The organism is Flavobacteriales bacterium (assembly GCA_030584065.1).
Lineage (GTDB): Bacteria > Bacteroidota > Bacteroidia > Flavobacteriales_F > PHOS-HE28 > PHOS-HE28.
In genome coordinates this window covers 1849651-1876088 of the sequence record CP129489.1, presented here as the reverse complement: position 1 = coordinate 1876088, position 26438 = coordinate 1849651, and the positions used below count along the sequence as shown (strand labels likewise).

The following is a 26438-nucleotide window of genomic DNA, read 5'->3' as shown; positions in this document are numbered from 1 at the left end:
GAGGAGGTGAAGATATCACCGATTCCCGGTGGATAACCGCCGGGGGGGCTGTCCGGTTCGCCGGGTGCATGGCCTGGTGCGGGGCCAAGAGGACCCCGCATCCGGGTGACGGCGCTTGCCCCCCGGGGTTGCGCGGGGTTGATAACTCGTGGTTCCTCCCCCAAGCGACGAGGGACCGACCGGTTGCCCGATCGGTCCCTCGCAGGGAAAGGCGATGGCGCCGCTCAGCGCTTGATGAAGCGCGCCGTGCCCAGCGGATTGCCGCGGCTGTCGGTGAGCAGCAGCGCGTAGGTGCCCGATTCGATGCCCAAGGGGATCTCCACCTGGTTCACCCCGGCGGCGGCATCGGCACGACCGGCGCCCACCTCGCGGCCGCTGGCATCCAGGATCCGCCAGGCCACCAGGCCCTCATCCACCAGGTCGAAGCTGGCCCAGAGGCTCTCGCCCGCCGGGTTGGGGTACACGCTCAGGCCCGCGCCGGGGCGGAAGAGGGCCGTGACCACGTTGCTGGCGTAGGTGCGGCCATCGGCATCCACCTGCTCCACGCGGTAGTAGTTGAGGCCCGCGTGCGGCGCCTTGTCGGTGAAGAGGTAGTCGGTGCGCACGCTGCTGCTGCCCGCGGCCTCCACCACGCCCACGGTGGCGTAGCGCTCCCCATCCGCCGAGCGCTGGATGCGGAAGAAGTCGCTGTTGTGCTCGCTGGCCGTGGCCCAGGTGAGGTTCACCTCGGTGCCCTTCGGCTCGGCTTCCAATGCCAGCCACTCCACCGGCAGCAGCACGCAATCCAGCAGGTTGGCCGGGTTGGTGTTCCACGAGAGCGAGAACGTGAGGCCGTTCATCGTGTAGTTGTCGATGTAGAGCAGGTAGGTCTGGTTGGCCAGGGCATCGATCCACCGGGAGAAGGGCGGGCCGCCGGCGCCCTCGCTGGTGCCCAGCGCGGTGTAGTTGAGGCCCGTGGGGCCCGTGGTGCCCGACCAGTTGCAGCGCAGGGGCGGCCCCGGGGGCGGGCAGGTGGGCGCGCCGCTGAAGGGGCCCCACACGGCGAAGTCGTAGTCAGTGCCCATGCCGATGCCGATGGTGAAGGCGATGGTGCCCGCCGCGTTGGTGGTGAAGCGGTACCACGCGCCCTGCCGCTCGTTGCTGCTGAGGCAGCCGCGGTTGGTGGGGCCCAGGTCCTGGCTGTTGCCGAAGTTGCCCGGCGCATAGGAGAAGGTCTGCGTATTGCACACCTGCTGCGAGCCGATGCAGTCGCTGATGGGCGCCGGCGGCACGTTGCAGTCGGCGTTGACGATGAAGGCCGTGTTGAAGCCGGCGACCGGCGGGTTGGCGCTGTTGAAGATGTTGAAGCCGTTGTTGGCCTGGATGCCGAAGGAGACCTGGTTCTGGAAGCCGCCCACCGGGAAATACTCCAGCGTCACCGTCTGGCCCAGGCTGGCCGGGAAGACCAGGTTGCCGCCGTTGCCGTACACGGTGTAGTTGGTGCAGCTGCCGCCCACGCAGAGGCGCACGTAGCCGCCGTTCCAGCCGTCACCGGCCGCATCGGCCAGGTTCAGCGTGTAGTAGCAGCCCGGCGGGTTCACCGGGTTGCGCGCACAGAGCAGGAAGGTGCCGTCGTTGTTGTTGCGGCGCCACACGCGGATGTACACCACGGTGCCGGCCGGCAGCGAGATGGTGCCGCCGGGCATCTGCGACGAGTAGGTGCTGCCGTTGATGTAGCAGGTGCCGGCCACCTGGTTCAGCGTCAGGTTGGGGCAGCTGGTGCCGCCCGCGGTATACACCGCCATGCCGGCCGAGGTCATGCCCAGGTCGTCGGTGTTCAGCTGCAGCTGGCCGCTGGCCGGCACCACCGCGGTGAACCACACGTCGCTGTTGAAGGGGCCCGTGCAGCCGCCGATGTTGGTGATGCCCGAGACGCCGGCGGGCCATGGTGGGATGGTGGGCCCGAGGGTGGCGAACTGCGTGGAGAAGGGCGCGGGGAAGACGCAGCCGTTGGTCACCGTGAGGGGTATGGCGCCGCAGGGGTTGTCGTTCGCCGGCGGGGTGTTCACGACGGCGCAGATGTTGGCCGTGCCGAAGCCCGTGCCCTGGTTCCACATGCGGATGTAGTAGCGCACGCCCGACGTGCCCGAGATGGTGAGGCTCGGCATGGGGTCGCCGTTGTTCACGGCGTTGCACTGCACCAGTTGCAGGCTGGCCGGGCCCTGCGAGGCGCAGTCCGTGACGGTGCCGGCCGAAACGGTGTACACCGCCATGGCCATGTCCGTGAGCGTGCCCGCCTGGGTGTTGATGGTCATGGAGCCGGTGCCGGGCATCACGGCGCTGAACCACACATCGTTGTTGTTCACGGTAGCGCAGCCGGGGGCGGGCACGGTGTAGAGGGCCGCGATGTCCGTGGCGCTCTCGGTGCTGAAGGTGGTGTTGCTGCACGTGGCGTTCACCGTCAGTGCATAGGTGCCGCTGCTGGCGCCGCAGGGGTTGTCATTGGGCGGCGGAATGGGCTCGTAGGCGCAGATCTGGAAGGTGCCCGAATTCACCTGGCCGGCCTCTGGCCAAACGCGGATATAAACCGTCTGGTTGGCCGGCAGGCCGCTGAGCGAGACGAAGTCATTGCAGCGGCAGCTGCCCACCACCTGGGTGAGCGTGCCGGGCACACCGGTATACACCGCGAAGGCACCGTTCGTCTGGCTATTGTCTTGGAAGATGATGCTCAGGTTGCCGCTAGCGGGGACACCCACCGAATACCACACATCGGCCCCCGAGAACGTGCCCGACCAAGTGCCGCAGCCACCACCGTTGAGGTTGCAGTTGGCCGCATTCCCGCTGGCAATTCCTGGAGTACCTGCGCTCTGCGTGGCCCAGGTGGTGGTGCCGTTGACGAAGGTGCACACGGTGCTGGCCGTTGCGCCCAGGCTGATGGCGTTCTGCGGCTCGTCGTTCGAGGGGGGCGGGGGCACGGGGTTGCAGGCCACCTGCATGGTGCCGCAGGTGCCCGCCGGCGTGGTGAGGCAGTTGCCGTTCCACACCCGGATCATGTAGGTGCTGGTCGCGGTGGGCACGAAGGAGAGGGTGGCGTGGCCGTTGGCGGTGCCGCAGCCATCATCATCGGAGGTGGGCGATCCCGTTGCCAGCGCGATGCCGTTGGTGGTGGTGATGGAGATGTACGAATCCCAGCTGGCAGCCGAGCTGCACATGCTGAAGGTGTAGATGTTGCCCACGCACATGTAGTAGTTGAAGCGCTGGCCGGCGCACATGGGCACGGTGAAGAGCGCGGGGCAGACCGAGCAGTTGAGGCCGGTGGGCACCCCTTGGTTGGTGGGGGGGAAGTTGGAGGCGTAGGCTGGCATCGTGAAGGTGTGCACCGCCGCTCCCGTTACGGTGGCGTTCTGGCTCAGCTGCACCGTGTTGGTGCCGCAGGCGCCGCCGCTGATGCTGGTGCCCGCCGGCACGTTGGGCCCGGAGATGCCCGCCAGATTCGTGATCAGTGCCGCATTGCAACTGGTGATCGTGGCCAGGTTGGAACCAGCCGTGGTGGTCAGGTTCATGTTGATCGTCGTGCTGGGCGGCAGTGTGGCACCGCCCCAGGAGCCGGCGGCTACAGCGGATTGGCCAGCTGGTGTGGTCAAATTCGTCAGGCAGGGCGGCACCTGGGCCTGGGCCGTGGCCGCCAGCAGGGCAAGGGCGAGGAGCGGGAGCGCGTAGAGCTGCTTCATGGGCATCCGGCGGTTAGCGGGCGTGAACGGGGGTGGGGCTCAGCGGCTGGTCGGGGTGGGCGGCGTTCCAGGCCTCCACCGCAGCGCGGTAGCGGGCCAGGTCGGCGGCCTCATCGCCGGTGGGAACGTAAACGGGCACGGCGGGCGCGGTGTTCACGCCCAGTTCATCGGGCGTGCGGGTGCCGGGCAGCAGCGTCACCGCCTGCGCGGCGATGGCGGCGCGGTAGAGCGCCTCGGGCTGCAGCAGCGGCGATTTCACCTGCACGATGGTGCGGTCGTCGGAATGGAAGAGCTCCGCATAGGGGTCGGCGTTCATCACCGCTTCGGTGGCCAGCTTCAGCTGTGCGGTGGTGAGGGGCTGCGCGGCCTGGAAATAGTGGAAGCCGGGCGCCTGGGCGCGGGCAATCAGCCCTGCGCCGAGCACGAGCATCAGGGCCGTGGTGCGTAGCATCATGGATGAACAGGTTGGGAAGTCGGCGCCCAATTTAGATGTTTCTGACCCCCAAGGAATAGCGTCCATGACCAGGTTGTCAACGGCAGGCTATCAATGGGGCGCCATCCGTGGGCTCCCATTTAGACGGATGACCGTGCTTTTCGTTGCCTTCGGCTCAGCGCACCACGGCCAGGCGCAGGTGCACCGGAGCGCCGCCCACGGTGATGCGCACGGTGTAGGCGCCCTCGGCCAATCCCGCCAGGGGCAGGGCGGCTTCGTTGTAGCCGGGCTGGGCCAGCAGGCGCTGGCTGTGGCGCAGGCGGCCTGCGGGGTCGAAGAGCTCCACGGTGCCCTCGGCTTCGGCGGCGGATTGGAAGGCTACCGTGGCCTGGCCTTGGGCGGGGTTGGGGCGCACGGTGGCTTCTGCCACGAGCCGTCCGTGCACCACGGCTGCCTCGCTGCTGTAGGCGAAGGAGCCGTCGGCGTGGATCAGCCGCAGGCGGTAGCGGTTGAGGCCGGCGAGGGGTGCGGGGTCCACGAAGCGGTATTCGGCGCTGTGGTGCGCGCTGCCGGTGGCGGCGAGCTCGCCCACGGGGGCGAAGGCGGTGCCGGTGGCGGCGCGCTCCACCACGAAGCGGGCGGTGCCGCCTTCGCTGAGGGTGGTCCAGTGCACATCCACGTGGTCCGGCTGGTCGGCGGCATGGGGGCCCATGAGCTCAGCGCCCAGGATGGTGCAGTCGAGCGAGGCGCCGCCCTGCAGGTTCCAATCGAGGCTGAAGGCCAGTCCGCTCTGGGAGAAATTGCTGATGTAGAGCAGGTACACCTGCCCCACGGTGACATCGAGGTAGCGCACCCACTTGTCGCCGAGGGGGGTCTCGGAGAGGTCGGTGGCGCTGAAGTTGAGGCCGGTGGCGCCGGGGGGCGCGGCGAAGGAGCAGCGCAGGGGGGCGCTCAGCGGCGGACAGATGCTGCTGGGGGTGCTGCCGGGCGGGAAGGGGCCCCAGATGGCGAAGTCGTAATCGTCGAGCGGGTCGGCGGGGTTGATCGTGAAGCCGATCTGGCCGCTGCTGCTGGGGGTGAAGTTGTACCAGGTGCCCTGCCGCTCCAGCGCGCCGAGGCAGCCGGCGGTGGTGAGGGTGAGGTCGGCAACGTTGCCGGTGTTGGTGGTGGTGTTGTTGAAGCTCTGCCCGTTGCAGATGGTGATGGAGCCCACGCAGTCCTCGGGCGGGGCGGGCGGCGGCACGCAGGTGAGGGTGCCGGCATAGGCGAGGCCGGCCACGGGCGGGGTGCCGGAGTTGAACACGGCGCTGCCGCCCAGGGTGAGGCTGTAGGAGTTCTCGCCCTGCCAGGGGCCGGAGTTGTTGTAGGTGAGCACGATTACCGCGCCGGGGGTGACGGGGATGGGGATGGAGTTGGCGCTGCCGGCCACGGTGTAGTTGGTGGCGGGCCCGCCGTTGATGCTCACGCTCACGAAGGAGCTGCCCCAGCCGTCGCCGAAGCTGTCGTAGAGGTTGAGGTAGTACACGCAGCCGCCGGGCGGAGGCGTCACGGGGGCGGTGCAGCCCACGGTAAGGGTGGCGCAGGAGGCGTTGGGCAGGCAGGGGAAGGCATCGATGAGCACGCGCAGCTGGCCGGTGAAGGTGGCCGTCCAGGTGACGCTGCTCTGCACGCCGCAGGCGTCATCGTTGTAGCCGAGGAAACCGCCGCCGGCGTTGTTGTAGAGGGTGATCTGGGTGTCCCAGGTGGTGGTGCCGCAGGTGCTGAAGGTGTAGGTGTTGCCGGCCACCACGTTGATGAGCTGGTACTCCCCGCCGAAGAGGCAGGTGCTGGCCACGGTGCTGCCGGGGCAGGCCGGGGTGGTGGTCTGCCAGTAGGTGTTGTCGTTGGCGCACTGGCTGCGGGCCGAGCCGGAGGCGGTGAGCGCGGCGCCGAGGAGGGCAATGCGGGCGTAACGTCCGATCATGGGCTCAGGGATTGCGGGGTGCGGTGGGCGCATCGATCATGCGCTGGTACTCCTGGGGGTGGGCCTGCATCCAGGCGGCCTTGGCGGCGGCGTGGCGCTGGTCGTCGGCGGCGGGGTCGCCGGTGTCGATGCGCACGGGGAAGCCCTGGCCCACGGCGGCGGTGCCATCGCTGCGGAACTGGCGGGGCCCGGCGTTGAGGGCGCGCAGCACCAGCTCGTGCGGCACTGCGGCGTCGATGCGCACCTTCAGCCGGTCGTGGTCGTTGGAGAGCAGGGCCTTGTCGTCGAGGGCGCGCAGGTTCTCCGCCGCGGTCTTCAGCGCGAGGCCGTCGAGCGGGGCATCGCACCGGAAGTGGTGGATGGCGGGGGTCTGCGCGGCGGCGCTGCCGGTGAGCGCGATGAGCGCGGCCATGGCGAATGCGGCACGGAGCGGCCGCAGGGCGGAGGAACGGTAGGGCGTGCGCATGCGAGGTGGCTTGAAGTAGAGACGCTCATCACCCGCACAGGTTGTCCCACAGAGCGTTGGCCTGCCCAAAATAGTGATTCGTCCCGACGGCGCAAGTGCCGGGGCGCAAGTGCGCGCGGCCGGGCAGGGGCCCGGCCGCGCGCACTTGCGATCATGGGCTGCTTACTCCACCAGGAAGCGGCCGGCATGCAGGGCCTGTCCGCCGGGCAGGTGCAGGGAGAGCGTGTAGGGCCCGGGCTCGAGGCCGAGCACCGATGCGCTCACGCGCTGCTGGCCTTCCACCAGGGCGATGCGCTGCTGGCGCGCGAGGCGGCCGCTGGCATCGTGCACGGAGACGAGGGCCTCGCCGTCGGCCTGCGCGTCGATCACCACGCTCACCTGGTCGGTGGCGGGGTTGGGGTGCAGCCCGCTCACCACCGAGCCGAAGCGGTTGGCCACGGCCACCACGTCGCTGAGGGCGGCGCTGCCGTCGGCGTCCACCATCTTCAGGCGGTAGTAGTTGAAGCCGGGCAGCGGCAGGGGGTCGAGGAAGGCGTAGTCGTTGGCGCTGGTGCTGTAGCCGGCGGCGGCCACCTGGCCGATCTGCTGGAAGGCGCCGGTCTCGTCCATGCGCTCCACGGCGAAGAAGGCGCTGTTGGCCTCGGTGGCGGTGGTCCATTCCAGCCGGATGCCCTGGGGCACGGGGTAGCCGTTGAGGCCGAGCAGCTCCACGGGCAGGAGGAAGCAGTCAAGGCTGGCGCCATTGGTGAGCTGCCAGGAGAGGTTGAAGGCGAGGCCGCTCTGGCTGTAGTTGCTGATGTAGAGGAAGTAGGTCTCCCCGGTGTTCACCGGCAGCAGGGTGCTCCACTTGTTGCCGCTGCCGCCCTCGCTGGGATTGGTGCCCAGGGTGGAGAGGCCGGTGTTGCCGGTGGTGCCGCTGTAGTTGCAGCGCACCGGCGCGATGGTGGGCGGACAGCTGGCCGAGCCGAATGGCCCCCACACGGCGAAGTCGTAATCGTCGGCGGGGTTATCGGGTGCGATGGTGAAGCCGACGGTGCCGCCGTTGGAAGGGGTGAACTGGTACCAGTAGCCCTGGCGCTCGTTGGAGCCCAGGCAGCCGCGGCTGTGCACGTTGAGGTCGGCGGTGAGGCCGGTGTTGTTGGGGTTGGCGCTGATCTGCTGGGCGCCGCAGATGGCGGAGCGGCCGTAGCAATCGCTGTTGGATGGCGCGGCGGACTGGCAGTCGGCCACCCCGGCGTAGCGCAGGCCGGTGCCGGGCGTGGGCCCATCCATGTAAACGGCGCCGTACATGAGCTGCAGCACGTAGCGGATCTCGCCCTGGTTGCCCGAGCCGCCGGTGGCGTAGGAGAGCTGCACGGTCTGGCCGGTGGCCACGGGGATGTAGGCCACATCCTCGTCGCCGTTGGCGATGCTGTAGTTCACGGCGGGTGCGGCGCCCACCTGCACCGACACGTAGCTGTTGCCCCATCCGTCGCCCTGGCTGTCCCACATGCGCAGCACATAGATGCAATCGCCCGCGGCGGGCGCGGTGGACGCGCAGAGGTTGAAGGAGCCCCGGCTGCCGAAGCTGCCCCACACGCGCACGTAGTAGGTCTGGCCGGCCACGAGCTCCAGCGGGGTGAGCGTCATGAAGGGGGCATTGCCCGGGCCGCTGGCGTTGTCGCATTTCACCAGGGTGAAGGGGCCGCTGCAGCTGGTGGCCGCATACACGGCGAACTGCGGATTGCCGAGGGAGCCGGTGGTGGTGCGCAGGGTGACCAGGCCGTTGGCGGGCGCCGTGAAGGTGAACCACACGTCGTTGTAGGTGCCATTGCCGCAGCCGGGCACGGGGATGCCCGCTGTTGCGGAGGCATTGGTGTTGGCGTAGGCCGTGTAGCTGCAGGTGGCGTCCAGGGTGAGGGCGATGGCGCCGCAGGGATCGTCGTTCACGGGCGGCGACCAGATGCAGATGTTGAAGGTGCCCGTGTTGCTGCCCTCGCCCCACATGCGCACGTAGTAGGTCTGGTTGGGGGTGAGGCCGGTGCGGTTGATCTCGCTCATGCTGCCGGGGCCGTCATTGGCGTCGCACTCGATGAGGGTGAAGGTGCCGTTGCAGGCGGTGGCGCTGTAGAGGGCCATGCCCGAGTCGGTGAGCGAGCCGGCGGTGGTCTCGATGTTGGCGATGCCGTTGGCGGGCGCCACGAAGGAGTACCACACATCGTTGCCGGTGAAGTTGGCGCAGCCCGGTGCGGGGATGCCCGCGGTGGCGGTGCTGTTCTGCGTAGTGGTGGCGGTGAGCGAGCAGGTCTGGCCCACGGTGAGGGGCGTGGCGCCGCAGGGCTCGTCGTTGGCCGGCGGGATGGGGCTCCAGATGCAGATGCGGCCGTTCATGCCGCTGTTGTCGTTGTGGCGCTGCACCCGGATCATGTAGGTGGTGCCCGGGGTGGTGGTGAGGCCGGTGATGTTGACGTTGTTGCCGCCGCCGCCGGAGTTGAGGCAGGCCACCTGGGTGAGCCCCGCGGTGCAGGTGCCGGTGTACACGTGCACGATGGCGCGGTGGTTGTCGTCGGGGTCGTAGGTGATGTTGGTGGTGCTGTAGATGGCGGTGAACCAGCCCCACGCGTCGTCGTAGCTGCCGCCGGTGCAGCCGCTGGCGGTGTAGGTGGCGGTGAAGGAGCCCGGCTTGTCGAAGTCGTTGTAGGCGCAGGAGGTGCCCACGGGGTATTCATTGCCGGCGTTGTAGCCGCAGGCGTCGGTGGCGGTCTGCGCGCTGGCGGCAAGGGTTGCGGCGGCCAGGCCGAGGAGCAGGAGCGAGCGGAGCGCCAGGGTGCGGGAGGAGCGTGCCATGGTGCTTATTGGATGGGGTTGTCCACGCGGGGCGCAGGATGGAGGCGGCGGGGCGCGAGGGCCACGCCGAACTGAGCGGCCAGGTCCACCACGGCCTGGGGGTCGAGGGGGCGGTAGGCCAGCACCTTCATCGCCCGGGTGGGCCGGTCGATGTCCACGCGCATGGCGGGATCGAAGCCGGACATGGATTCGAGCAGGAGCTTCTCGGTGTAAGCGCTCAGCTCCCCGTTCACCTGGAACTGGTAGCGGTGCTCTTCGCCTTCCTGTCCCTCCTGGGCGCGGCCGGTGAGGGCGGCGAGGGCCAGCAGCAGGCTGAGGGTCCAATGGATCGTGCGCATGTCGGTCGTATTCACGGCCCGGATGAGTGGTCCGAGCCGGCCCGCTTCAACGGGCGCCGACGAATGGGGGTTACAGGCCGATGAAGCGGCCGGGCGCAGCGGATGAGCGGAAGGGGCTCAGCGGGCGGCGACGGCGGCGGCCGGCGCAAGGGCGGTGCGGCCGGGGTAGACCTCCAGGGCACGGCGCAGGCATTCCACGGCGCGCCGCAGCAGGGGCTGCTCCAGCACGTAAGCCAGGCGCACCTGCCGGCGGCCGGTGGCCGGGTCGGCGTAGAAGCCGGTGGCGGGGGCCATCATCACGGTATGCCCTTCGTGGCTGAAGGACTCCAGGAGCCACTGGCAGAAGGCGTCGCTGTCGTCGATGGGCAGTTCAGCCACGCAGTAGAAGGCGCCCTTGGGCTTGGGGCAGGTGACGCCGGGGATGGCGTTGAGGCCGTCGACGAGGATGTCGCGGCGCTGCACGTACTCGGCCTTCACGTCATCGAAGTACGACTGGGGTGTGCGCAGGGCGGCCTCGCTGGCGATCTGCCCGAAGGTGGGCGGGCTGAGGCGGGCCTGGGCGAACTTGAGCACGGCGGCGAGCAGTTCGGCGTTGCGGGTGACGAAGGCGCCCACGCGTGCACCGCACATGCTGTAGCGCTTGCTCACGCTGTCCACCAGCACGGCATGCTGCTCCAGCCCCTCCAGCGCCAGGGCGCTCACGGGGGTGGCGCCGTCGTAGCAGAATTCGCGGTAGACCTCGTCGGCGAAGAGGAAGAGGTCGTGCTTGAGGACGATGGCGCGGAGGGTCTCCAGCTCGGCGCGGCTGTAGAGGTAGCCGGTGGGGTTGCCGGGGTTGCAGATGAGGATGCCCTTGGTGCGCGGGGTGATCAGGGCCTCGAAGGCGCTGATGGGCGGCAGGGCGAAGCCGTCGCCGATGGTGCAGCGCACGGGCACCACGGTGACGCCGGCGCTGACGGCGAAGCTGTTGTAGTTGGCGTAGTAGGGCTCGGGGATGATCACCTCGTCGCCGGGCTCGAAGCAGGCCATCATGGCGAAGAGCAGCGCCTCGCTGCCGCCGTTGGTGACGATGATCTGCTCGTGGGTGACGGCGATGCCGTGCCCGGCGTAGTAGGCGGCCAGGCCCTTGCGGTAGCTCTCGTAGCCGGCGCTGTGGCTGTATTCGATCACCGTGCGGTCGAGCCTGCGGATGGCGTCGAGGGCCACTTGGGGCGTGGCGATGTCGGGCTGCCCGATGTTGAGGTGGATGACCGAGGTGCCGCGCTTCTTGGCCGCTTCGGCATAGGGCACGAGCTTGCGGATGGGCGAGGGGGGCATCATCCGGCCTTTGGAGGAGATCGCGGGCATGGCGGGTTCGGTTGAGGGGCGCGAAGATCGGCATAGCCGGACAAAGCGAAGGGCCCCTCCTGGCGGGAGGGGCCCTTCGGCGTGCGCTCCGGGGAGTGGTCAGTTCGTTGCGGGCGCGGCCGCGGAGCCCTCCACCATGCCCTTGATGCGCACCACCTTGTCCGGTGCGTTGGTGGCGTTGCTGGTGATGGTGACGCTCTTGTTGATGGGGCCGGTGCGCTTGGTGTCGTAGCGCACGGTGATGGCGCTCTTGCCGCCGGGCTTGATGGGCTCGGTGTCGCACTTGGGCACCGTGCAGCCGCAGCTGCCCTTGCAGTTGGTGATGATCAGGGGCGCATCGCCGGTGTTGGTCACCGTGAAGGTGCATTCGCCGTTGGCGCCCTGGGCGATGGTGCCGTAGTCGTGCACGTCCTTGTCCACGCTGATCATGGGGCCGGTTCCGCCCACGGGCTTGCCTTCCACCTGGGCGTGGGCCGTGGCGGTGGCGAGCAGCAGGACGAAGGGGAGCAGGAGCTTCTTCATGGATGCGGCAGGGTGCTTAGTGCTTCTCCACCGGGGCCATCGGGCTGGCCTCCTTCACCGGCGAGGTGGGGGTGGAGGCAGCGGCCTCCACGGTGCCCTTGATCGTGACGATCTTGCTGGGGGCGTTGGTGGCGTTGCTGGTGATGGTGACGCTCTTGTTGATGGGGCCCACGCGGTTGGTGTCGTACTTCACCGTGATGGTGCTCTTCTCACCGGGCTTGATGGGGGTGGTGTCGCACTTGGGCACGGTGCAGCCGCAGCTGCCCTGGCACTGGGTGATGATCAGGGGGGCATCGCCGGTGTTGGTCACCGTGAACTCGCAGGTGCCGTTGGCGCCCTGCGGGATGGTGCCGTAGTCGTGCGATTCCTTGTCCACGCTGATCATGGGGCCGGAGCCGCCCACGGGCTTGGCGGTGGTCTGAGCGGCAGCCGTGAGCACGGCCAGGCCGAAACCGAGGGAGAGGAGAAGCTTGTTCATGCGATTGGTTGGTTTTCGTGGATTGCGTACGCCAAAGGTGATGCCGCGTTGAACCGTCGCCGGGACCTTAACAGGACATTAACAGCGGCCGTATCGCGTCCCGCCGAAGGCCGCATCCGCGCCTGGTGGGCCGGCGCGGCTACTTTCGCGCCTCATTTTCAGCAGATGGAGATCCCCAAGCGATACGAGCCGCAGCAGGCCGAAGGCAAGTGGTACCAGCATTGGATGGAGAAGGGCTACTTCCGCAGCGTGCCCGACGGCCGCGAGCCCTACACCGTGGTGATCCCGCCGCCCAACGTCACCGGCGTGCTGCACATGGGGCACATGCTCAACAACACCATCCAGGACGTGCTGGTGCGCCGCGCCCGCATGCTGGGGAAGAACGCCTGCTGGGTGCCGGGCACCGACCATGCGAGCATCGCCACCGAGGCGAAGGTGGTGCGGCTGCTCGGCGAGCAGGGCATCAAGAAGAGCGCGATCGGCCGCGAGAAGTTCCTGGAGCACGCCTTCGCGTGGAAGGAGAAGTACGGCGGCGTGATCCTGGAGCAGTTGAAGAAGCTCGGCGCCAGCTGCGACTGGGACCGCACGCGCTTCACCATGGAGCCCGACCTCAGCGACGCGGTGATCGACGTGTTCATCGACCTGCACAGGAAGGGCCTCGTGTACCGCGGCCTGCGGATGGTGAACTGGGACCCGGTGGCGTTGACGGCCGTGAGCGACGAGGAGGTGATCTACAAAGAGGTCAACTCCAAGCTCTACCATGTGCGATACAAGGTGGAAGGCACCGCGGACGAGTGGGTAACCATCGCCACCACGCGCCCGGAGACCATCCTCGGCGATACGGCCGTGGCCGTGCACCCCGAAGACGAGCGCTATGCGCGCCTCAAGGGCAAGCGCGTGCTCGTGCCGCTGATCGAACGCAGCATCCCCGTGATCTTCGATGCGTACGTGGAGCGCGAGTTCGGCACCGGGGCCTTGAAGGTGACGCCCGCGCACGACGTGAACGACCACGAGCTGGGCAAGAAGCACGACCTGGAGACCATCGACATCCTGGAACCCAACGGCACGCTGAGCGCCGCCGCGCAGCTCTACGTGGGCGAGGACCGCTTCGTGGTGCGCAAGAAGATCGCGAAGGAACTGGAGGAGAAGGGGCACCTCGTGAAGACCGAGGACATCGTGAACAAGGTGGGCACCAGCGAGCGCACCGATGCCGTGATCGAGCCGCGCCTGAGCCTGCAGTGGTTCGTGAAGATGGGCGAGCTCGCCAAGCCCGCGCTGGAAGTGGTGAAGGACGGCCGCGTGAAGCTGCACCCGCAGAAGTTCGTGAACACCTACACCTACTGGATGGAGAACGTGCGCGACTGGTGCATCAGCCGCCAGTTGTGGTGGGGCCAGCAGATCCCGGCGTGGTACAACGAGGCCGGTGATGTGGCCGTGTGCCGCACCGAACAGGAGGCCATTGACCAGTTCACCAAGGCAGGGCAAAGCACCAACGGGATCAAGCAGGACGAGGACGTGGTGGACACCTGGTTCAGCAGCTGGCTCTGGCCCATCAGCGTGTTCGACGGCTTCAAGGACCCGGACAACGCCGACATCAAGTACTACTACCCCACCAACGACCTGGTGACCGCGCCGGAGATCCTCTTCTTCTGGGTGGCGCGCATGATCATGGCGGGCATGGAGTACCGCGGCGAGATCCCCTTCAAGAACGTGTACCTCACGGGCATCGTGCGCGACAAGCTCGGCCGGAAGATGAGCAAGAGCCTGGGCAATAGCCCCGACCCGCTCGACCTCATCGCCAAGTACGGCGCTGACGGCGTGCGCACCGGCATGCTCTTCTCCTCACCGGCCGGTAACGACCTGCCCTTCGACGAGAGCCTCTGCGAGCAGGGCCGCAACTTCAGCAACAAGATCTGGAACGCCTTCCGCCTGGTGAAGGGCTGGACGGTAGCTCAGCAGGAACAACCCGCAGGCAATGCGGCGGCCGTGGCCTGGATGCGCAGCCGCGTGGTGCGCACCACCGCCGAGCTCGATGGCCTGTACGACCAGTTCCGCATCAGCGAGGCGCTGATGACCACCTACAAGCTGATCTGGGACGAGCTCTGCAGCTGGTACCTCGAGAGCATCAAGCCCGCCTTCGTGGACGGCGTGGCGCAGCCGATCGATGCGGCGACCTACGAGGCCACCATCGGTCTCTTCGAGGATGTGCTGAAGCTGCTGCACCCCTACATGCCCTTCCTCACCGAGGAGCTGTGGCACCACCTGCGCGAGCGCAAGGCGGGCGAGGACATCATCATCGCGGCATGGCCGAAGGGCGGTGCAGGCGACGCGGAGCTGGAGGCCGAGGTGCAGCATGCCTTCGACCTGGTGAGCGCCGTGCGTAACACCCGCAATGAGCGCGGCATGAGCCCCAAGGAAGCGTTGGACCTTCAGGTGAAGGGCTCCGCCCCGCTGCGGGCCGCTGTTGCATCCCTGGTGAACAAGCTCGCCAACGTGGGTGCCATCCACGGGGTGGAGAAAGCCAGTGAGGGCAGTGTCACTTTCCTGGTCGGCACAACCGAGTACGCCATCGACCTGGGCAGCAACGTGGACGCCGCCGCCGAGGCGAAGAAGGCCGAGGAGGAGCTCAACTACCTGCGCGGCTTCCTGGCCAGCGTGGACAAGAAGCTCAGCAACGAGCGCTTCGTGAGCGGCGCGCCGCCGCAGGTGCTGGAGAACGAGCGCAAGAAGAAGGCGGATGCGGAGGCGAAGATCAAGGCGCTGGAGGAGCGGCTGGCGGTGCTGAAGTAGGCTTCGTCCGGCTTTCGGCGCTGGGCTAGGGCAGTTGCTGCACCCGGGTTGCCGTAGGCACCACGCTCCCGATGGTCTGCAGGATGGGGTCCCGGTCGTTGCCGCTGCCGACATACTTGATCTGTCCGTCGAGGTTGATGTCGAGCGGGCTGTACACACCGGGGATGACCTGCGTGGGGGTGTTGCCGCCGATGCCCACCAGGATGGGATCGCGGTCGTTGCCGGCCCCCACGTACTTCATGATCCCGTTGCCATCGGCATCGCCCGCCCAGAGGAGCCGCACACCGTTGGCGGTATCGGTGGCTTCCAGCCCGTGTAGCGCGCTGCCCGGATCGGTGAAGTCGATCAGCGCAGGCGTGGGGGAGAGGCCGATCGGCGCCGCCATCATGGCGCCCAGGTGGTTGCGGTGGCGGATGCTGACCGCATAGCTGGCCGCAGGTGCCGGAAAGGAAAGAGGGCTGGTGCCGTCCTTGTCCGTCACGCGGCCGTCGCACCGCAGCAGCCCTGCGCGGCTGTGCAGCACCGTGGCCGGCTGGGCGGCGCTTCGGAGCTCCACCACCACCCAGTCCACGATGGCTTGCGGGCCGGTGGCATCGAGCGTGCCGGGTCGGGCGCTCTCGTTGCCGCCGCCGCCCGTGTGCGCGTAGCCCAGCTCGGTATAGGGTTCCGAAGGCGGCACCAGGCCTTGAGCGCGCAGGAGGTCGCGCATCATCCCGGTCTGCGCATCAAAAGGCCCCTGGAGGAAGGCGCGCACGTCGGCCTTCACCACGGGCGTCGCCACCAGCACGCTCGGCTCGGTGATCACCGGCGGGTTGAAGTCGAAGTAGATGTTGGCGATGTTGGTGATCTGATCGCCCGCACTGAGTCCTTCGTGCGGCCGTATGCGGAAGCCGACGAAGCCGTGGCTACGGGGTTCGTTCACGTTGCTATCGGGCAGGAGGATGTTGGGGAAGTAGAACTTCAGGGTGCCCGCATCGCGCAACTCCCAGGTGAAGTTGTGGGAAGCCGCACCCACGATGATGCTGCCCGGATCCAGGTTCGGTGGCAGCGTATCGGTGATCACCACATTGAAGGCCGTGTCGGTGCCGGTGTTCTGGAAGCGGATGGTGTACTCGATCCACTCATCCTCATCGATCAGCCACGCCGATGTGCTGCCACTGCTGGTGTAGGCCAGCTTGTCATTGGGGTCGTACGCGCCGGTGATGGTGCGCAGGTTGGTGGCGGTGTTGTTGGAGAGCTCGCCGTCGTTGGTGGTGGTGGTCAGTGAGACCGTTGACGAGAGCACCGTTCCCAGCAGGCCGACGTCAGGAGGCACCTGGGTGCGCACGTTGAGGCCCCGCTGCTGCCACGCGCCCAGCGCGGTCTGGTTCCAGGTGAGCGTGTTGCCGTTCACGCTGCTCGGCGCGGGCGTGGCGCTCTGGTAGATGAGCGTGGGATCAATCGTGAGCGTGACGGTGAGGGCGCCGGTGCTCGTGGGCGTGAGGTTGCGCACCTGGAGGCCGTAGCTGAACTCGAAGCCGGGCCGCGCCGCACCACTGCCGATCGACACCATGGCATCCAGGCCCACCAGGCTCGTGTCGGCGATGTTGCGCGTTACCAAGGGCGTGCCTGCGGAAATGGTGAACGGCGTGGGACCGCTCTCGCAATGCGCGTCGAACTGCGTGCTCTGCTGCTCCACGGTGTAGCTGCCCAGGGGCAGCACCTTGGCATAGTGCCCTTGCGCGTCGGTGGTGAGGTAGTGCGGTCCGGGGAGGATCTCCAGGATGGTGCCCACCACCGCGGCTTCGCCCGAATTGGAGACGCAGTTCTGGTTGTTGTCCACGAAGACACGGCCGCTCACCACGCCGCAGGTGGGCCCCACGTCCGGGACGGTGAAGCTGATCTGCGTGTTGCAGCCTGAACTGGGCAGGAAGCTCGAGTTGCTGATGAAAAGCGTCACGGTGTAGTCGCCAGCAGGCAATCCGGAATAGGTGTGCGTGCTTGGACCGTTGCCGCAGCTGAAATACGGGTTGATGCCATTCGGCTGTGGCTCGATCATGCCTTGCAACTGCTGGTCGTGGCCCTCCGCGGTGAAGGACAGCGTGACGCTCCCGCTGGTTGTTCCCGTGCAGGCGCCCTGTATGTCATCGATGGTGGTCTGCGGGAACTGCACGGGCCAGCCGATCTGCACGTGGTAGATGCCCGGGCACCCGTTCGCATCCGCGAAATCGAATTCATTCGTTTGCCCGTGGGTCGGGTTGAACAAGGGCCGGGCCAGCACAGGGTAGTCCGGCAACCACGGTTCCACATCGTTCGGTATCCACATCGTATCCATCTGCACGCCGCCAAGGGTGTAGGGGCCGGGCCCTGCCAATTCCGCTGCGGCCGGGTCGAAGCCGATGGTCGTCCAGGAGTTGCACAGCGGCTGCCCCCAGTTGAAGTAATCGCCCAAGAAGATGCCGGTCATGTAGCCGTAATCCCCTGCGGCCAGGTTGCTGAGGTTGGCCGAGGCCTGTTCTCCGCCGAAGTCCGTCACCGTCACGGAATACGCCCCAGGCAACAGGCCATCAATGATCTGCGTGGTGGCGCCGTTGCTCCATGCGTAGGTGTAAGGGCCGGTGCCGCCGCTCACACTGGCGCGCAGCTGCCCATTGGCATACGTGCACGTTGGCGTCTTCAGCACTTGAATGGTCACCGTGACGGCCTCGGCGGAGGCAACGCACAGGGCGAAGAGCAGCGTGGCTGTGATGCGGTTCATGCGTTCACTGTTTGATGAAGAGGCGGTTGGTCGTGCGACCATCAGCGCTAGTGACCTGCAGACTGTATAGCCCGGCTGAAAGGTGCCCCACTGTCAGAGAGCAGCGGAGCCCCTGCGATCGGGTCGAAGCCACCAGCCTGCCGTCGAGGGCGTGCGCTTCGATCTGCAACGGCCCCTCCGCTCCGGGCACATCGATATTCAGCAGCCGCTCGGCCGGGTTCGGGTAGAGCAGCATTCCACCTTCAGTGCCTCCTTCCCCCGCCCCCGTACTGAACTCCGCCACCAGCACGCTCGGCTCGGTGATCACCGGCGGGTTGAAGTCGAAGTAGATGTTGGCGATGTTCTCGATGGCGGTGCCGGGCAGCACGGGTTGTTTGGGCCGGATGCGGAAGGTGACGAAGCCGTGGCTGCGCGGTTCGTTCGTATTGCTGTCGGGCAGCAGGATGGTGGGGAAGTTCCACCGCAGGATGCCCTGGCCCGAAAGCGAAACGGCATGCGGATGGGAAGCGGCCATGGGCAGGAAGGTGGCGGGGTCCAGCGTGGGGGGCAGCGTATCGGTGATCACCACGAAGAAGGCCGTGTCGGTGCCGGTGTTCTGGAAGCGGATGGTGTAGTCGATCCACTCATCGGTGCCGAGGACATACTGCTCCGTGCTCTGACGCGAACTGGTCAGCGCGGTCTTGTCGTTCGGGTCATAGGAACCGGTCACCAGGATCAGGTCGGTGTAACTGTTGTTCGTGAGGTTGGCTTCCGGGTTCGAGACACTCACGGTCGCCGTACTGGCGAGGAAGGTGCCCAGGAGACCCACATCGGGCGGCACCGTGAAGTTCACGACGTAGTCCCAGTCCTGCAACGCCCCCAGGTTCGCGCTTGTCCAGGTGAGCGTATTGCCATTCACTGAGGTCGGTGCGGGGTTGGCGCTTACAAACGCCAGAACGGGATCGTAGGTGAGCGTCACCGTGGTGGTCCCGGGCAGCACACCGGTGAGGTTGCGGACCTCCATGCCCATGGTCATGGGGAACCCGGGACGCGCCGGTCCGCTCCCCAGGCCGACCATCACATCCAGCCCCACCAGGCTCGTGTCGGCGAGGTTTCGTACCAGGTTGGGTTGTCCAGCGCTCAGGGTGAAGGGCGTGGCGCTCACACCGCAGTGCTCCTGGTACACCGCACTGGCGGTGGTGACGGTGTAGGTCCCATACGGCAAGCTCATGGTGTATTGTCCGGACGCGTTCGTGAGGGCATGGTGATCGCCGGGCTGGGCCACCACGACCGTCTGCCGAAGGTTGGGCTCTCCGGAGCCTTGGACGCAATTCTCGTTGGCATCCACATAAGCCCTTCCCGAGAGCGCGCCACAGTCGGAACCGAGATCGGTGATCGTGAAGGGGATGTCCACCACACACGGCGATTGGATGGAGCCAAAGCTCTCCTGGCTGGTGAAGCGCATCACCCAGTTGCCCGGATGCAGTCCGAAGAGCTCAACAGGAATGGGTGGGAAACCGCCGAAGTTCATCGGCTGGCTGGGCACAGTGGCCCCCACGTCATCCACCGCCTGCATGTTCCACCCTGCGGTCAGGCCGGCCCCCGAATAATTCATGACGCCAGACAGGTATCCATTGCTAGAATTCGTGCAGCTGCCGGTGATCTGCAGTACGTCCACCGTAGGGTCCACCAAGGCGGCAGGAATGGTCACTTCGGTCGAAGCTGAACCGCAATCATTGCTCAAGGAGAGGCTGACGCTTTGGCCCGGGCAGGCGCCGGTAAACACGAACAAGGTGAAATACTCCACCTGCTGGCCTGATGACGGAAAAGACTCCTGCACTTGCATGGGCGGAGTGGTACTGAAGGTATAGCCCCCCACCACAAGCGGCAGGTAGATCCGAAAGCCTCCGTTGCATTCACCCTGGCACGGCTCCAAACCGGCGAAATAGATGTCCTGGAAGGAGCAACAACCGGAAGCCTGTTGGACATCAAAGGTCTGTGACCCGGTGGCACCGGCGTTGTCGGTCACGGTGATGGTGTAGCCCTGGCCCGGAGGCAACGATGCTTCGGGACCGGTGCTGCCATCGCTCCAGTTGTACGTATAAGGCGGTGTACCGCCGCTGGCCGTGGCGACAGCGTATCCCATGCCGCTGCTGCAACTGGCTGCGTACACGTTCACCTGCACATCCAAAGCCACTACACTTGACGTGATGCACAGACCCAGAGCAAGGAACAAGGAGGTCCTCATCATGATCATTGTTTGATGAATCGCTCGACGTATCCGTCCAGTTGGAGCATGTAAAGCCCCGGCGTCAACAAGCTCACATCCAGTTCGAGCCGATGGCCATGCCAGTTGCCGGGCGGCCGCACTTCACGCCCGTCGGCGGCGAGAACACTGTAGGATCCAGAGGTCGGCGCTTGGGTAAGGACGTACAGCCTGTCCATGGCCGGATTGGGCTGAATGGTCATGCGAGGGGTGCTTTCCTCCCCCACCCCCGTACTGAACTCCGCCACCAGCACACTCGGCTCGGTGATCACCGGCGGGTTGAAGTCGAAGTAGATGTTGGCGATGTTCTCGATCAACGTGCCTGGGGTGAGCGGCAGGCGCGGGCGGATCCGGAAACCGACGAAGCCATTGCTGGCAGGCTCGTTCACGTTGCTGTCCGGGAGGAGGATGTTGATGAAGTAGAACTTGAGCACACCATCGTCCCGCACCTCCCAGGTGAACGGATGCGACCCGGCGCCGATGACCAAGGAAGCGGGATCCAAGGTGGGCGGCAGCGTATCGGTGATCACCACATTGAAGGCGGTGTCGGTGCCGGTGTTCTGGAAGCGTATCGTGTAATCGATCCATTCATCGGTGCCGATGTAGTAGATGGCATCGCTGTACTGGCTGCTGGTGCGCGCCAGCTTGTCGTTCGGGTCGTAGCTGCCCGTCACGGTGACCGCGTGGTTGCTGCTGTTGTTGGCCGGGGCGGCATCGGCGTTCGCCGTTGAAACGGTGGCACTGCCGTTGAATACCGTTCCGAGCAGACCGATATCGGGTGGCACCTGCAGGCGCACACTGTAGTGGCGCTGCTGCCAGGCCGTGAGCTGCGACTGGTTCCAAGTGATGACGTTGCCGTTCACATTGCTCGGCGCAGGGTTGGCGCTCAGGTAGCCCAGGGCCGGATCGAAGGTCATCACCACCTGCGTGGCCCCGCTGTTGGTGGGCGTGTGGTTGCGCACGTTGATGCCGTACTGCAGCTGGAATCCGGGACGGGCGGCCCCGCTGGCCATCTCCACGCTCACATCGAGCGGCACGAGCGATGAATCCGGGAAGTTCACGGTCACGGATCCAGGGGACCCGCTGATCGTGAAAGGCTGGGGCACGCCGGCGCAATGCTCCTCGAACTGCGCGCTCACCTGGGCGATGGTGTAAGCGCCGATGGGCAGGTTCGTCGCGTAGCTCCCCTGCGCATTCGCGGTGATGTAGTAGGGGCCGGGCTGCACCTCCAGGATCGCGCTGGGCACCGCGGCTTCGTTGGTCTGCTTGGTGCAGTTGTAGTTGCCATCCACGAACACCTGCCCGCTCACCGTTCCGCAGGTGGGCCCCAGGTCCGGGATGGTGAACAAGGTCTCGTCGCTGCAGCCCGAATAGAACTGGCTGGGTGAGCTCATGGTAAGGCGCTGGATGAGCCGGTACGTGCCTGGACCAAGGCCCGTATAGGTCTTGTAGAAGACCGCGCTGCCGTACCAGTCATAGCCGCCCTGCAACACGACCTGGTCCTGCATGTTCCGGATCTCCGCTGAAACAGGATATCCATGCCCTTCTGGCCCGAAGGCCACCTGCACGCTGCCATTCGCGCCGCCCGCGCACGCACCCTCCACCTGCATGACCGTCACGATCGGCCACTCCACCTCATGAAGGGCCTCGATCTGGAAGGTCGCGGCGCAACCGGTGCCGTCCATGAAGTTCATGGTCACAATCTGGCCCGGTGCTCCGGGGATGCCCACATAGTGCCAGCCATCCATGCTGAGGGGGTCGTCCAAGGGCGGTACTCCGTTGAAGGTGTATGGGGGCGTCATCGGCCAGGACGGCGCCCAGCGGAAGAAGGGCTGCGGAACGAGGAAACCGCTGCACCAGGCATCGCCCGACCAGTTCATGGCGCTGAACGACGGGCCGAAGTCCGTGGCCGTCACGGTGACCTCGTCAGTGGCTTCGTCAAGGTTCGCATCCGTGACGGTCACCGAATAGGTGCCGGCCGTAAGGCCATTGATGGTGACTGAAGTGGCCCCCGTGGACCAGAGGTAGGTGTATGGCCCGACACCCCCACTGGCGCTCGCGGTGAGGATACCGTTGCTGTACGCGCAGATGGGTTGCTCGGTCACCTGGATGCTCACGGTGATGGCGCTCGACGCAATTGCGGCGAGTACCAGGAACAGGGTGAGCAGTGATCTCATTGCCGGATGAATCGTTCGTGATGGACCGTGCCGTCGGCTAAGCGCACCGTAAGAACATAGCCACCCGGATCCAGCGCGCTGGTATCGACCAAACCCAGGTGGTGGTCGTACGGAGCGGATACCCGCCGACCATCCGTGGAGTGGATCTGAAGCTGAGCGATGCGGCCGCCAGCGCACCTCACCTGCAGACTGTGATCGACCGGATTCGGGGCGATGCTCACACCGGACGTACGAACGCCTTCCACCCCCGTGCTGAACTCCGCCACCAGCACGCTCGGCTCGGTGATCACCGGCGGGTTGAAGTCGAAGTAGATGTTGGCGATATTGATGATATCGTCGCCGGGCAGCAGGGGCAGCCGCGGCCGGATGCGGAAGCCCACGAAGCCGTGGCTCAGCGGTTCGTTCACGTTGCTGTCGGGCAGCTGGATGTTCGGGAAGTGGAACTTCAGCACTCCCTGTCCTTCGATGATGCGGGAATGGGTGTGCGAGGCCGCGCCCCAGATGATGCTGCCCGGATCGAGCGTGGGGGGCAGGGTGTCGGTGATGAGCACATTGAATGCGGTATCGGTGCCCGTGTTCTGGAATCGGATGGTGTAGTCGATCCAATCATCCTCGTTGATCTGCCAGACCGAGGTGTTCCCACTGCTGGTGTAGGCAATCTTGTCGTTGGGGTCGTACGCACCGGTGATGGTGCGCAGATTGGTGGCCGTGTTGTTGGAGAGGTCGCCGTCGCTGTTGGCGGTGCTCACATTCGCCGTGGCCACCAGTTCGTAGCCCAGCAGGCCCACATCGGGCGGCACCTGGAAGCGGACGGAGAAGTACCGGGCCTGCCAAGCGAAGAGCTGCGCCTGGTTCCACGTGATGGTGTTGCCGTTCACAATGCCCGTGGGCGATGCCGAGACGAACGTGAGGGCAGGGTCGTAGGTGAAGGTGACCGTGGCCGCACCGCTGGTGGCCGGTGTCTGGTTCCATACGACCAGCGCGTAGTCGAACTGGAAGCCCGGGCGGGCGGCCCCGCTGGAGAGCGAGATGCTCACGTCCAGTGGCACCAATGCGGTGTCCGGGTGATGGACTGTGGACGAAGCGCCGTTGGTGATAGTGAACGGGATGGGCGCACCCGCACAATGCTCGCTCAGGACGTTGCCTTGCTGCTGCACGGTATAGGCACCGGGGGGCAGCACGAGGTTGTACTGGCCGTTGGCGTTGGTGGCCGTGTAATAGGGACCGGGCAGCACCTCCAACACCGCATTGGGCACCCAGGGCTCGTTCATTTGCCGGGTGCAGCTGAGGTCGTAATCCACGAATGCGGTACCGGTGAGCAGCCCGCAATCGATGCCCAGGTCGGGGATGGTGAAGGGCACGAGGTCCTGGCAGTCCTCTGGATGCCAACTGAAGTAGCGTTTGGCGAAATAGTTCCCGGCCGCCAATCCTTCACGGGTGGCCACGTTCTGGTCGGGTGCGGTGTTCAGTCCACTGATGGACCCGCCCACCTGTTGCATGGCCTCGTTCAGGATCACCACCTCCCAGATCATCCCAAAGGGGCTGGTCGCGTCCAGACCGGCATCGATGGTGACGCTGCCTGTGGCGAGCGTACCGCACGCGGGTGTGACCCCCAGGATGCTCATGGGCGAAGGGGTGCTGCTTTCCGGTGTCCAATTGTCGATCACCACCAATTGGCAGCCCGTCCCATCGGTGACGGTGAACTGCAGGATCTCGCCTGGGCACAGGCCTGTGTACAGGCCATAGGACCCGCCGACCAGGCCACCGTTGTCCACGCTGAGCGGCGGCCAGAAGGTGACCGGAGGTGTGAGGTTCGGGGGCAAAGGGTAAACGCCGATGTTGCGCCCGCCATTGCACAGGCCGTTGCATCCGTGCAGACCCGCCCCGGAGAAACTGGCGTACAGCGTGCTCGGCACTTCGCCGATCGTCACCTGTGCGGTGGCCTCGTCCATCACGGCATCCGTCACGGTCACCGTGTAGATGCCCGGTGCCAGGCCCTGCGCGGTCTCCGTGGTGGCCCCATTGCTCCAGAGGTAACCATAGGGCGGCGTTCCGCCTGACGCAGAGGCCGTGGCATAGCCGTTGGGATTGCCACAGAGGCAGTCGGCTTGGTCCACTATGCTGACGTTGAGCGCAATGGCGAAGCTTGGTGCAAGCAATGAGGTCAGGAAAGGCGTGCGAAGGCTCATGGGTTCATTGTTTGATCAGGCTGGCCTGAAGACGCGTTCCGGAACCGCTCTCGGCATGGATGCAGTACGTTCCTGGCGCGAGTCCGTCCAGATCGATCATGGCCATGACCCCGTCGGAACTTCCGGAAAGCACCAGGCGCGAATCGCTGGCCGTCACCATCCAACGAACGATCCGCTCCTTCCCTGCGGAGATGGTGACCGCATCGCGCGCAGGATTCGGGAACAGCTGCAACCGGGTCCCGCCATCGCGCTGCACCACCCCCGTGCTGAACTCCGCCACCAGAACGCTCGGTTCGGTGATCACCGGCGGGTTGAAGTCGAAGTAGATGTTGGCGATGTTCTCGATGGTGGTGCCCGCCAGGAGTGGCAGGACCGGTTTGATCCGGAAGCTTACCGCGCCATGGCTCGCCGCTTCATTCACGTTGCTATCAGGCAATAGGATGTTGGGGAATGTCCATTCCACCACGCGGCCGGGCTTGAATGCAACATGGAACGCATGCGATGCCACGCCCTGCTGGAAGCTGGCCATGTCGAGCTCCTCGCTCAGCGTATCGGTGACCACCACCGTAAAGGCCGTGTCGGTGCCGGTGTTCTGGAAGCGGATCAGGTAGTCGATCCATTCATCCTGATCGATGTAGTACAGCTCCTGGCTCCAGCCGCTGCTCGTGATCGCCGTCTTATCGTTGGGGTCGTAGCTTCCGGTAACGACCGTGCTGCTTGTGGCGGTATTGTTAAAGGCATTGCCGTCATTCAGCGTGTTCACCACGGATAGCCCCGTGGAGACCGGTGTGCCCAGCGTAGTGCCCGCTGGCACGGCCACGTTCACGGTAATGGGCAGCACTTGCAGCGCCGTGAAGGGCGGGAGGTCCCAGGTCAGCGTATTGCCCAGGACGGTGGTCGGCGGCGGTGCGGCGCCCGTGTAGATCAGGTCCGCATCGATGCTGAGGGTGACCGTGACCGCCCCGCTCACCTGTGGAGAGAGGTTGCGCACCCAGCCCCAATAGTTGCCTGCGAAGCCGGGCCGCATGGCGCTGCTCTGGAGCTGTGCGCTCAGGTCCAAAGGCACGGTGCTGCTGTCCGCCAGATGGATCTCGATCGGAACGGTCCCCATGGTGAAGGGCACCGGCGCGGCCACCGGGCATTGCTGCACCAGCGTGGGATCGGTCTGCGCGAGCGTGTAGTTGCCGCTGGGAAGATCGCGCGCAAAGGCGCCATCGCCATCGGTGATCGCCAACAGCCCTCCCGGCTCGATGGCGAGCACCTGGTACGGCACGCCCACTTCAGCAGGGTCCTGCACGCAATCATCACTGTTGTCGATGAAGACCGATCCGCTCAGGCTGCCGCAGTTGTTGCCAAGGTCCGCGATGGTGAAGGCGAGCACATCGTACGGATTGCCATCGCAGTTGTATGCCATCAGGTAATCGGTCGGATCCCAATCGCGCACCACCGTATAGTTGCCGGGCGCGAGGCCGTTGATCGTGGCGGTGCTGCCGGCTTGCGCAAGGCTGGTGACGAATTGCTGCGCTTGATCGAGGACCGTGAGCTGCGGGCTGGGATTGAGGAAGAACTGCGGATCGCTCACGTTGCCTATGGTCACCGATCCGCCCGAGGTGCCTGTACAGGAACCGGAGGTGCTCAAGACCTGCATCGAAGGCCCACCTGGCGGCATCGGCCCAAGGATGGTCTGGTAGGAGATGCCCGCGCATCCGTTCGCGTCAGTGACCTCAATGGCCACCGTGGTGCCCGCTGGCATCCCGAAGTAGACGAAGTAGGGATCACCTTGCGGATCGAAGCCATCGGGCGGCGGGTTGTAGGTGTACGGCGGTGTGCCTCCGATGCCCCATTCAATGATCTGCACCTGCCCGCTCATGCTTCCATTGCAGCTGCAATGGCCATCCTGCGCATTCGGAGCTGGCGCCAAGATGGAAACACCAACATCCCATGCCCCCGTGGCCTGATCCGAATTGGCATCCGTCACGGTAACGGAGTAGTTGCCCGGCAGCAGGTTGTAGATGTTCGACGTGGTGGCGCCATTGCTCCATGCGAACGTGTAGGGCGGCGTGCCGCCCCAAACCTGGATCACTATAGCTCCTGTGGGCGCACCGCAGGCGGAAGGGTTCACCAAAGTGGCGCTCACGCTGATCGCGTTCGCGAGAAACGGCGCGAAGGCCAGTGAGGCTGTGATAAGCCGGAGGAAAGCCCTGTTCATGGATGCAG

Annotated in this window: 15 protein-coding genes; 1 reads left to right on the top strand and 14 read right to left on the bottom strand. The window is 66.1% G+C overall.

The annotated features are described in order from the left end of the window. Positions 1–224: 224 nt before the first annotated feature. From QY325_08160 to QY325_08120, 9 genes are all read right to left on the bottom strand, one after another. Positions 225–3710, bottom strand: coding sequence for a T9SS type A sorting domain-containing protein (locus QY325_08160; protein ID WKZ67889.1), 3486 nt, complete (start codon positions 3708–3710; stop codon positions 225–227). Between the two features lie 13 nt (positions 3711–3723). Next, on the bottom strand, positions 3724–4164 hold the full coding sequence (locus QY325_08155; GenBank protein ID WKZ67888.1) for a hypothetical protein: 441 nt from the start codon (positions 4162–4164) through the stop codon (positions 3724–3726). Positions 4165–4318: 154 nt separating this feature from the next. Further along, positions 4319–6106 (bottom strand): T9SS type A sorting domain-containing protein, encoded by a 1788-nt coding sequence (locus QY325_08150; GenBank protein WKZ67887.1) that lies wholly within the window; start codon positions 6104–6106, stop codon positions 4319–4321. Positions 6107–6110: 4 nt separating this feature from the next. Then, entirely contained in the window at positions 6111–6572 is a 462-nt protein-coding gene (locus tag QY325_08145; protein WKZ67886.1) for a hypothetical protein, read from the bottom strand. A 162-nt stretch (positions 6573–6734) separates the two neighbouring features. Then, the gene (locus QY325_08140; protein WKZ67885.1) at positions 6735–9398 is read right to left on the bottom strand and encodes a hypothetical protein; all 2664 of its coding nucleotides are present in this window, start codon (positions 9396–9398) and stop codon (positions 6735–6737) included. A gap of 5 nt (positions 9399–9403) precedes the next feature. Next, positions 9404–9736: a hypothetical protein gene (locus QY325_08135; GenBank protein WKZ67884.1), complete on the bottom strand. Its 333-nt coding sequence runs from the start codon at positions 9734–9736 to the stop codon at positions 9404–9406. A 117-nt stretch (positions 9737–9853) separates the two neighbouring features. Next, positions 9854–11083 (bottom strand): pyridoxal phosphate-dependent aminotransferase, encoded by a 1230-nt coding sequence (locus QY325_08130; GenBank protein WKZ67883.1) that lies wholly within the window; start codon positions 11081–11083, stop codon positions 9854–9856. A 99-nt stretch (positions 11084–11182) separates the two neighbouring features. Continuing rightward, a complete protein-coding gene (locus QY325_08125) occupies positions 11183–11605 on the bottom strand; it encodes a DUF1573 domain-containing protein (protein ID WKZ67882.1) in 423 nt (140 codons plus the stop codon). A 16-nt stretch (positions 11606–11621) separates the two neighbouring features. Further along, a complete protein-coding gene (locus QY325_08120) occupies positions 11622–12083 on the bottom strand; it encodes a DUF1573 domain-containing protein (GenBank protein WKZ67881.1) in 462 nt (153 codons plus the stop codon). 165 nt (positions 12084–12248) lie between these two features. Between QY325_08120 and QY325_08115 the strand changes: the two genes are divergently transcribed. After that, positions 12249–14873 carry a valine--tRNA ligase gene (locus QY325_08115; protein ID WKZ67880.1) on the top strand — a complete coding sequence of 875 codons (2625 nt, stop codon included), beginning with the start codon at positions 12249–12251 and terminating at the stop codon, positions 14871–14873. Positions 14874–14898: 25 nt separating this feature from the next. Here the strand turns inward: QY325_08115 and QY325_08110 are convergent, their stop codons facing one another. The 5 genes from QY325_08110 to QY325_08090 are packed head-to-tail and all read right to left on the bottom strand — an operon-like array spanning position 14899 to position 26430. Further along, positions 14899–17610 (bottom strand): hypothetical protein, encoded by a 2712-nt coding sequence (locus tag QY325_08110; GenBank protein WKZ67879.1) that lies wholly within the window; start codon positions 17608–17610, stop codon positions 14899–14901. Positions 17611–17614: 4 nt separating this feature from the next. Next, positions 17615–19840: a T9SS type A sorting domain-containing protein gene (locus tag QY325_08105; GenBank protein WKZ67878.1), complete on the bottom strand. Its 2226-nt coding sequence runs from the start codon at positions 19838–19840 to the stop codon at positions 17615–17617. 2 nt (positions 19841–19842) lie between these two features. Further along, entirely contained in the window at positions 19843–22032 is a 2190-nt protein-coding gene (locus tag QY325_08100) for a hypothetical protein (GenBank protein WKZ67877.1), read from the bottom strand. Next, positions 22029–24221 (bottom strand): T9SS type A sorting domain-containing protein, encoded by a 2193-nt coding sequence (locus QY325_08095; protein ID WKZ67876.1) that lies wholly within the window; start codon positions 24219–24221, stop codon positions 22029–22031. Before QY325_08095 ends, QY325_08100 begins: the two co-directional genes overlap by 4 nt. A gap of 4 nt (positions 24222–24225) precedes the next feature. Further along, entirely contained in the window at positions 24226–26430 is a 2205-nt protein-coding gene (locus QY325_08090) for a SprB repeat-containing protein (protein ID WKZ67875.1), read from the bottom strand. Positions 26431–26438 lie beyond the last annotated feature (8 nt).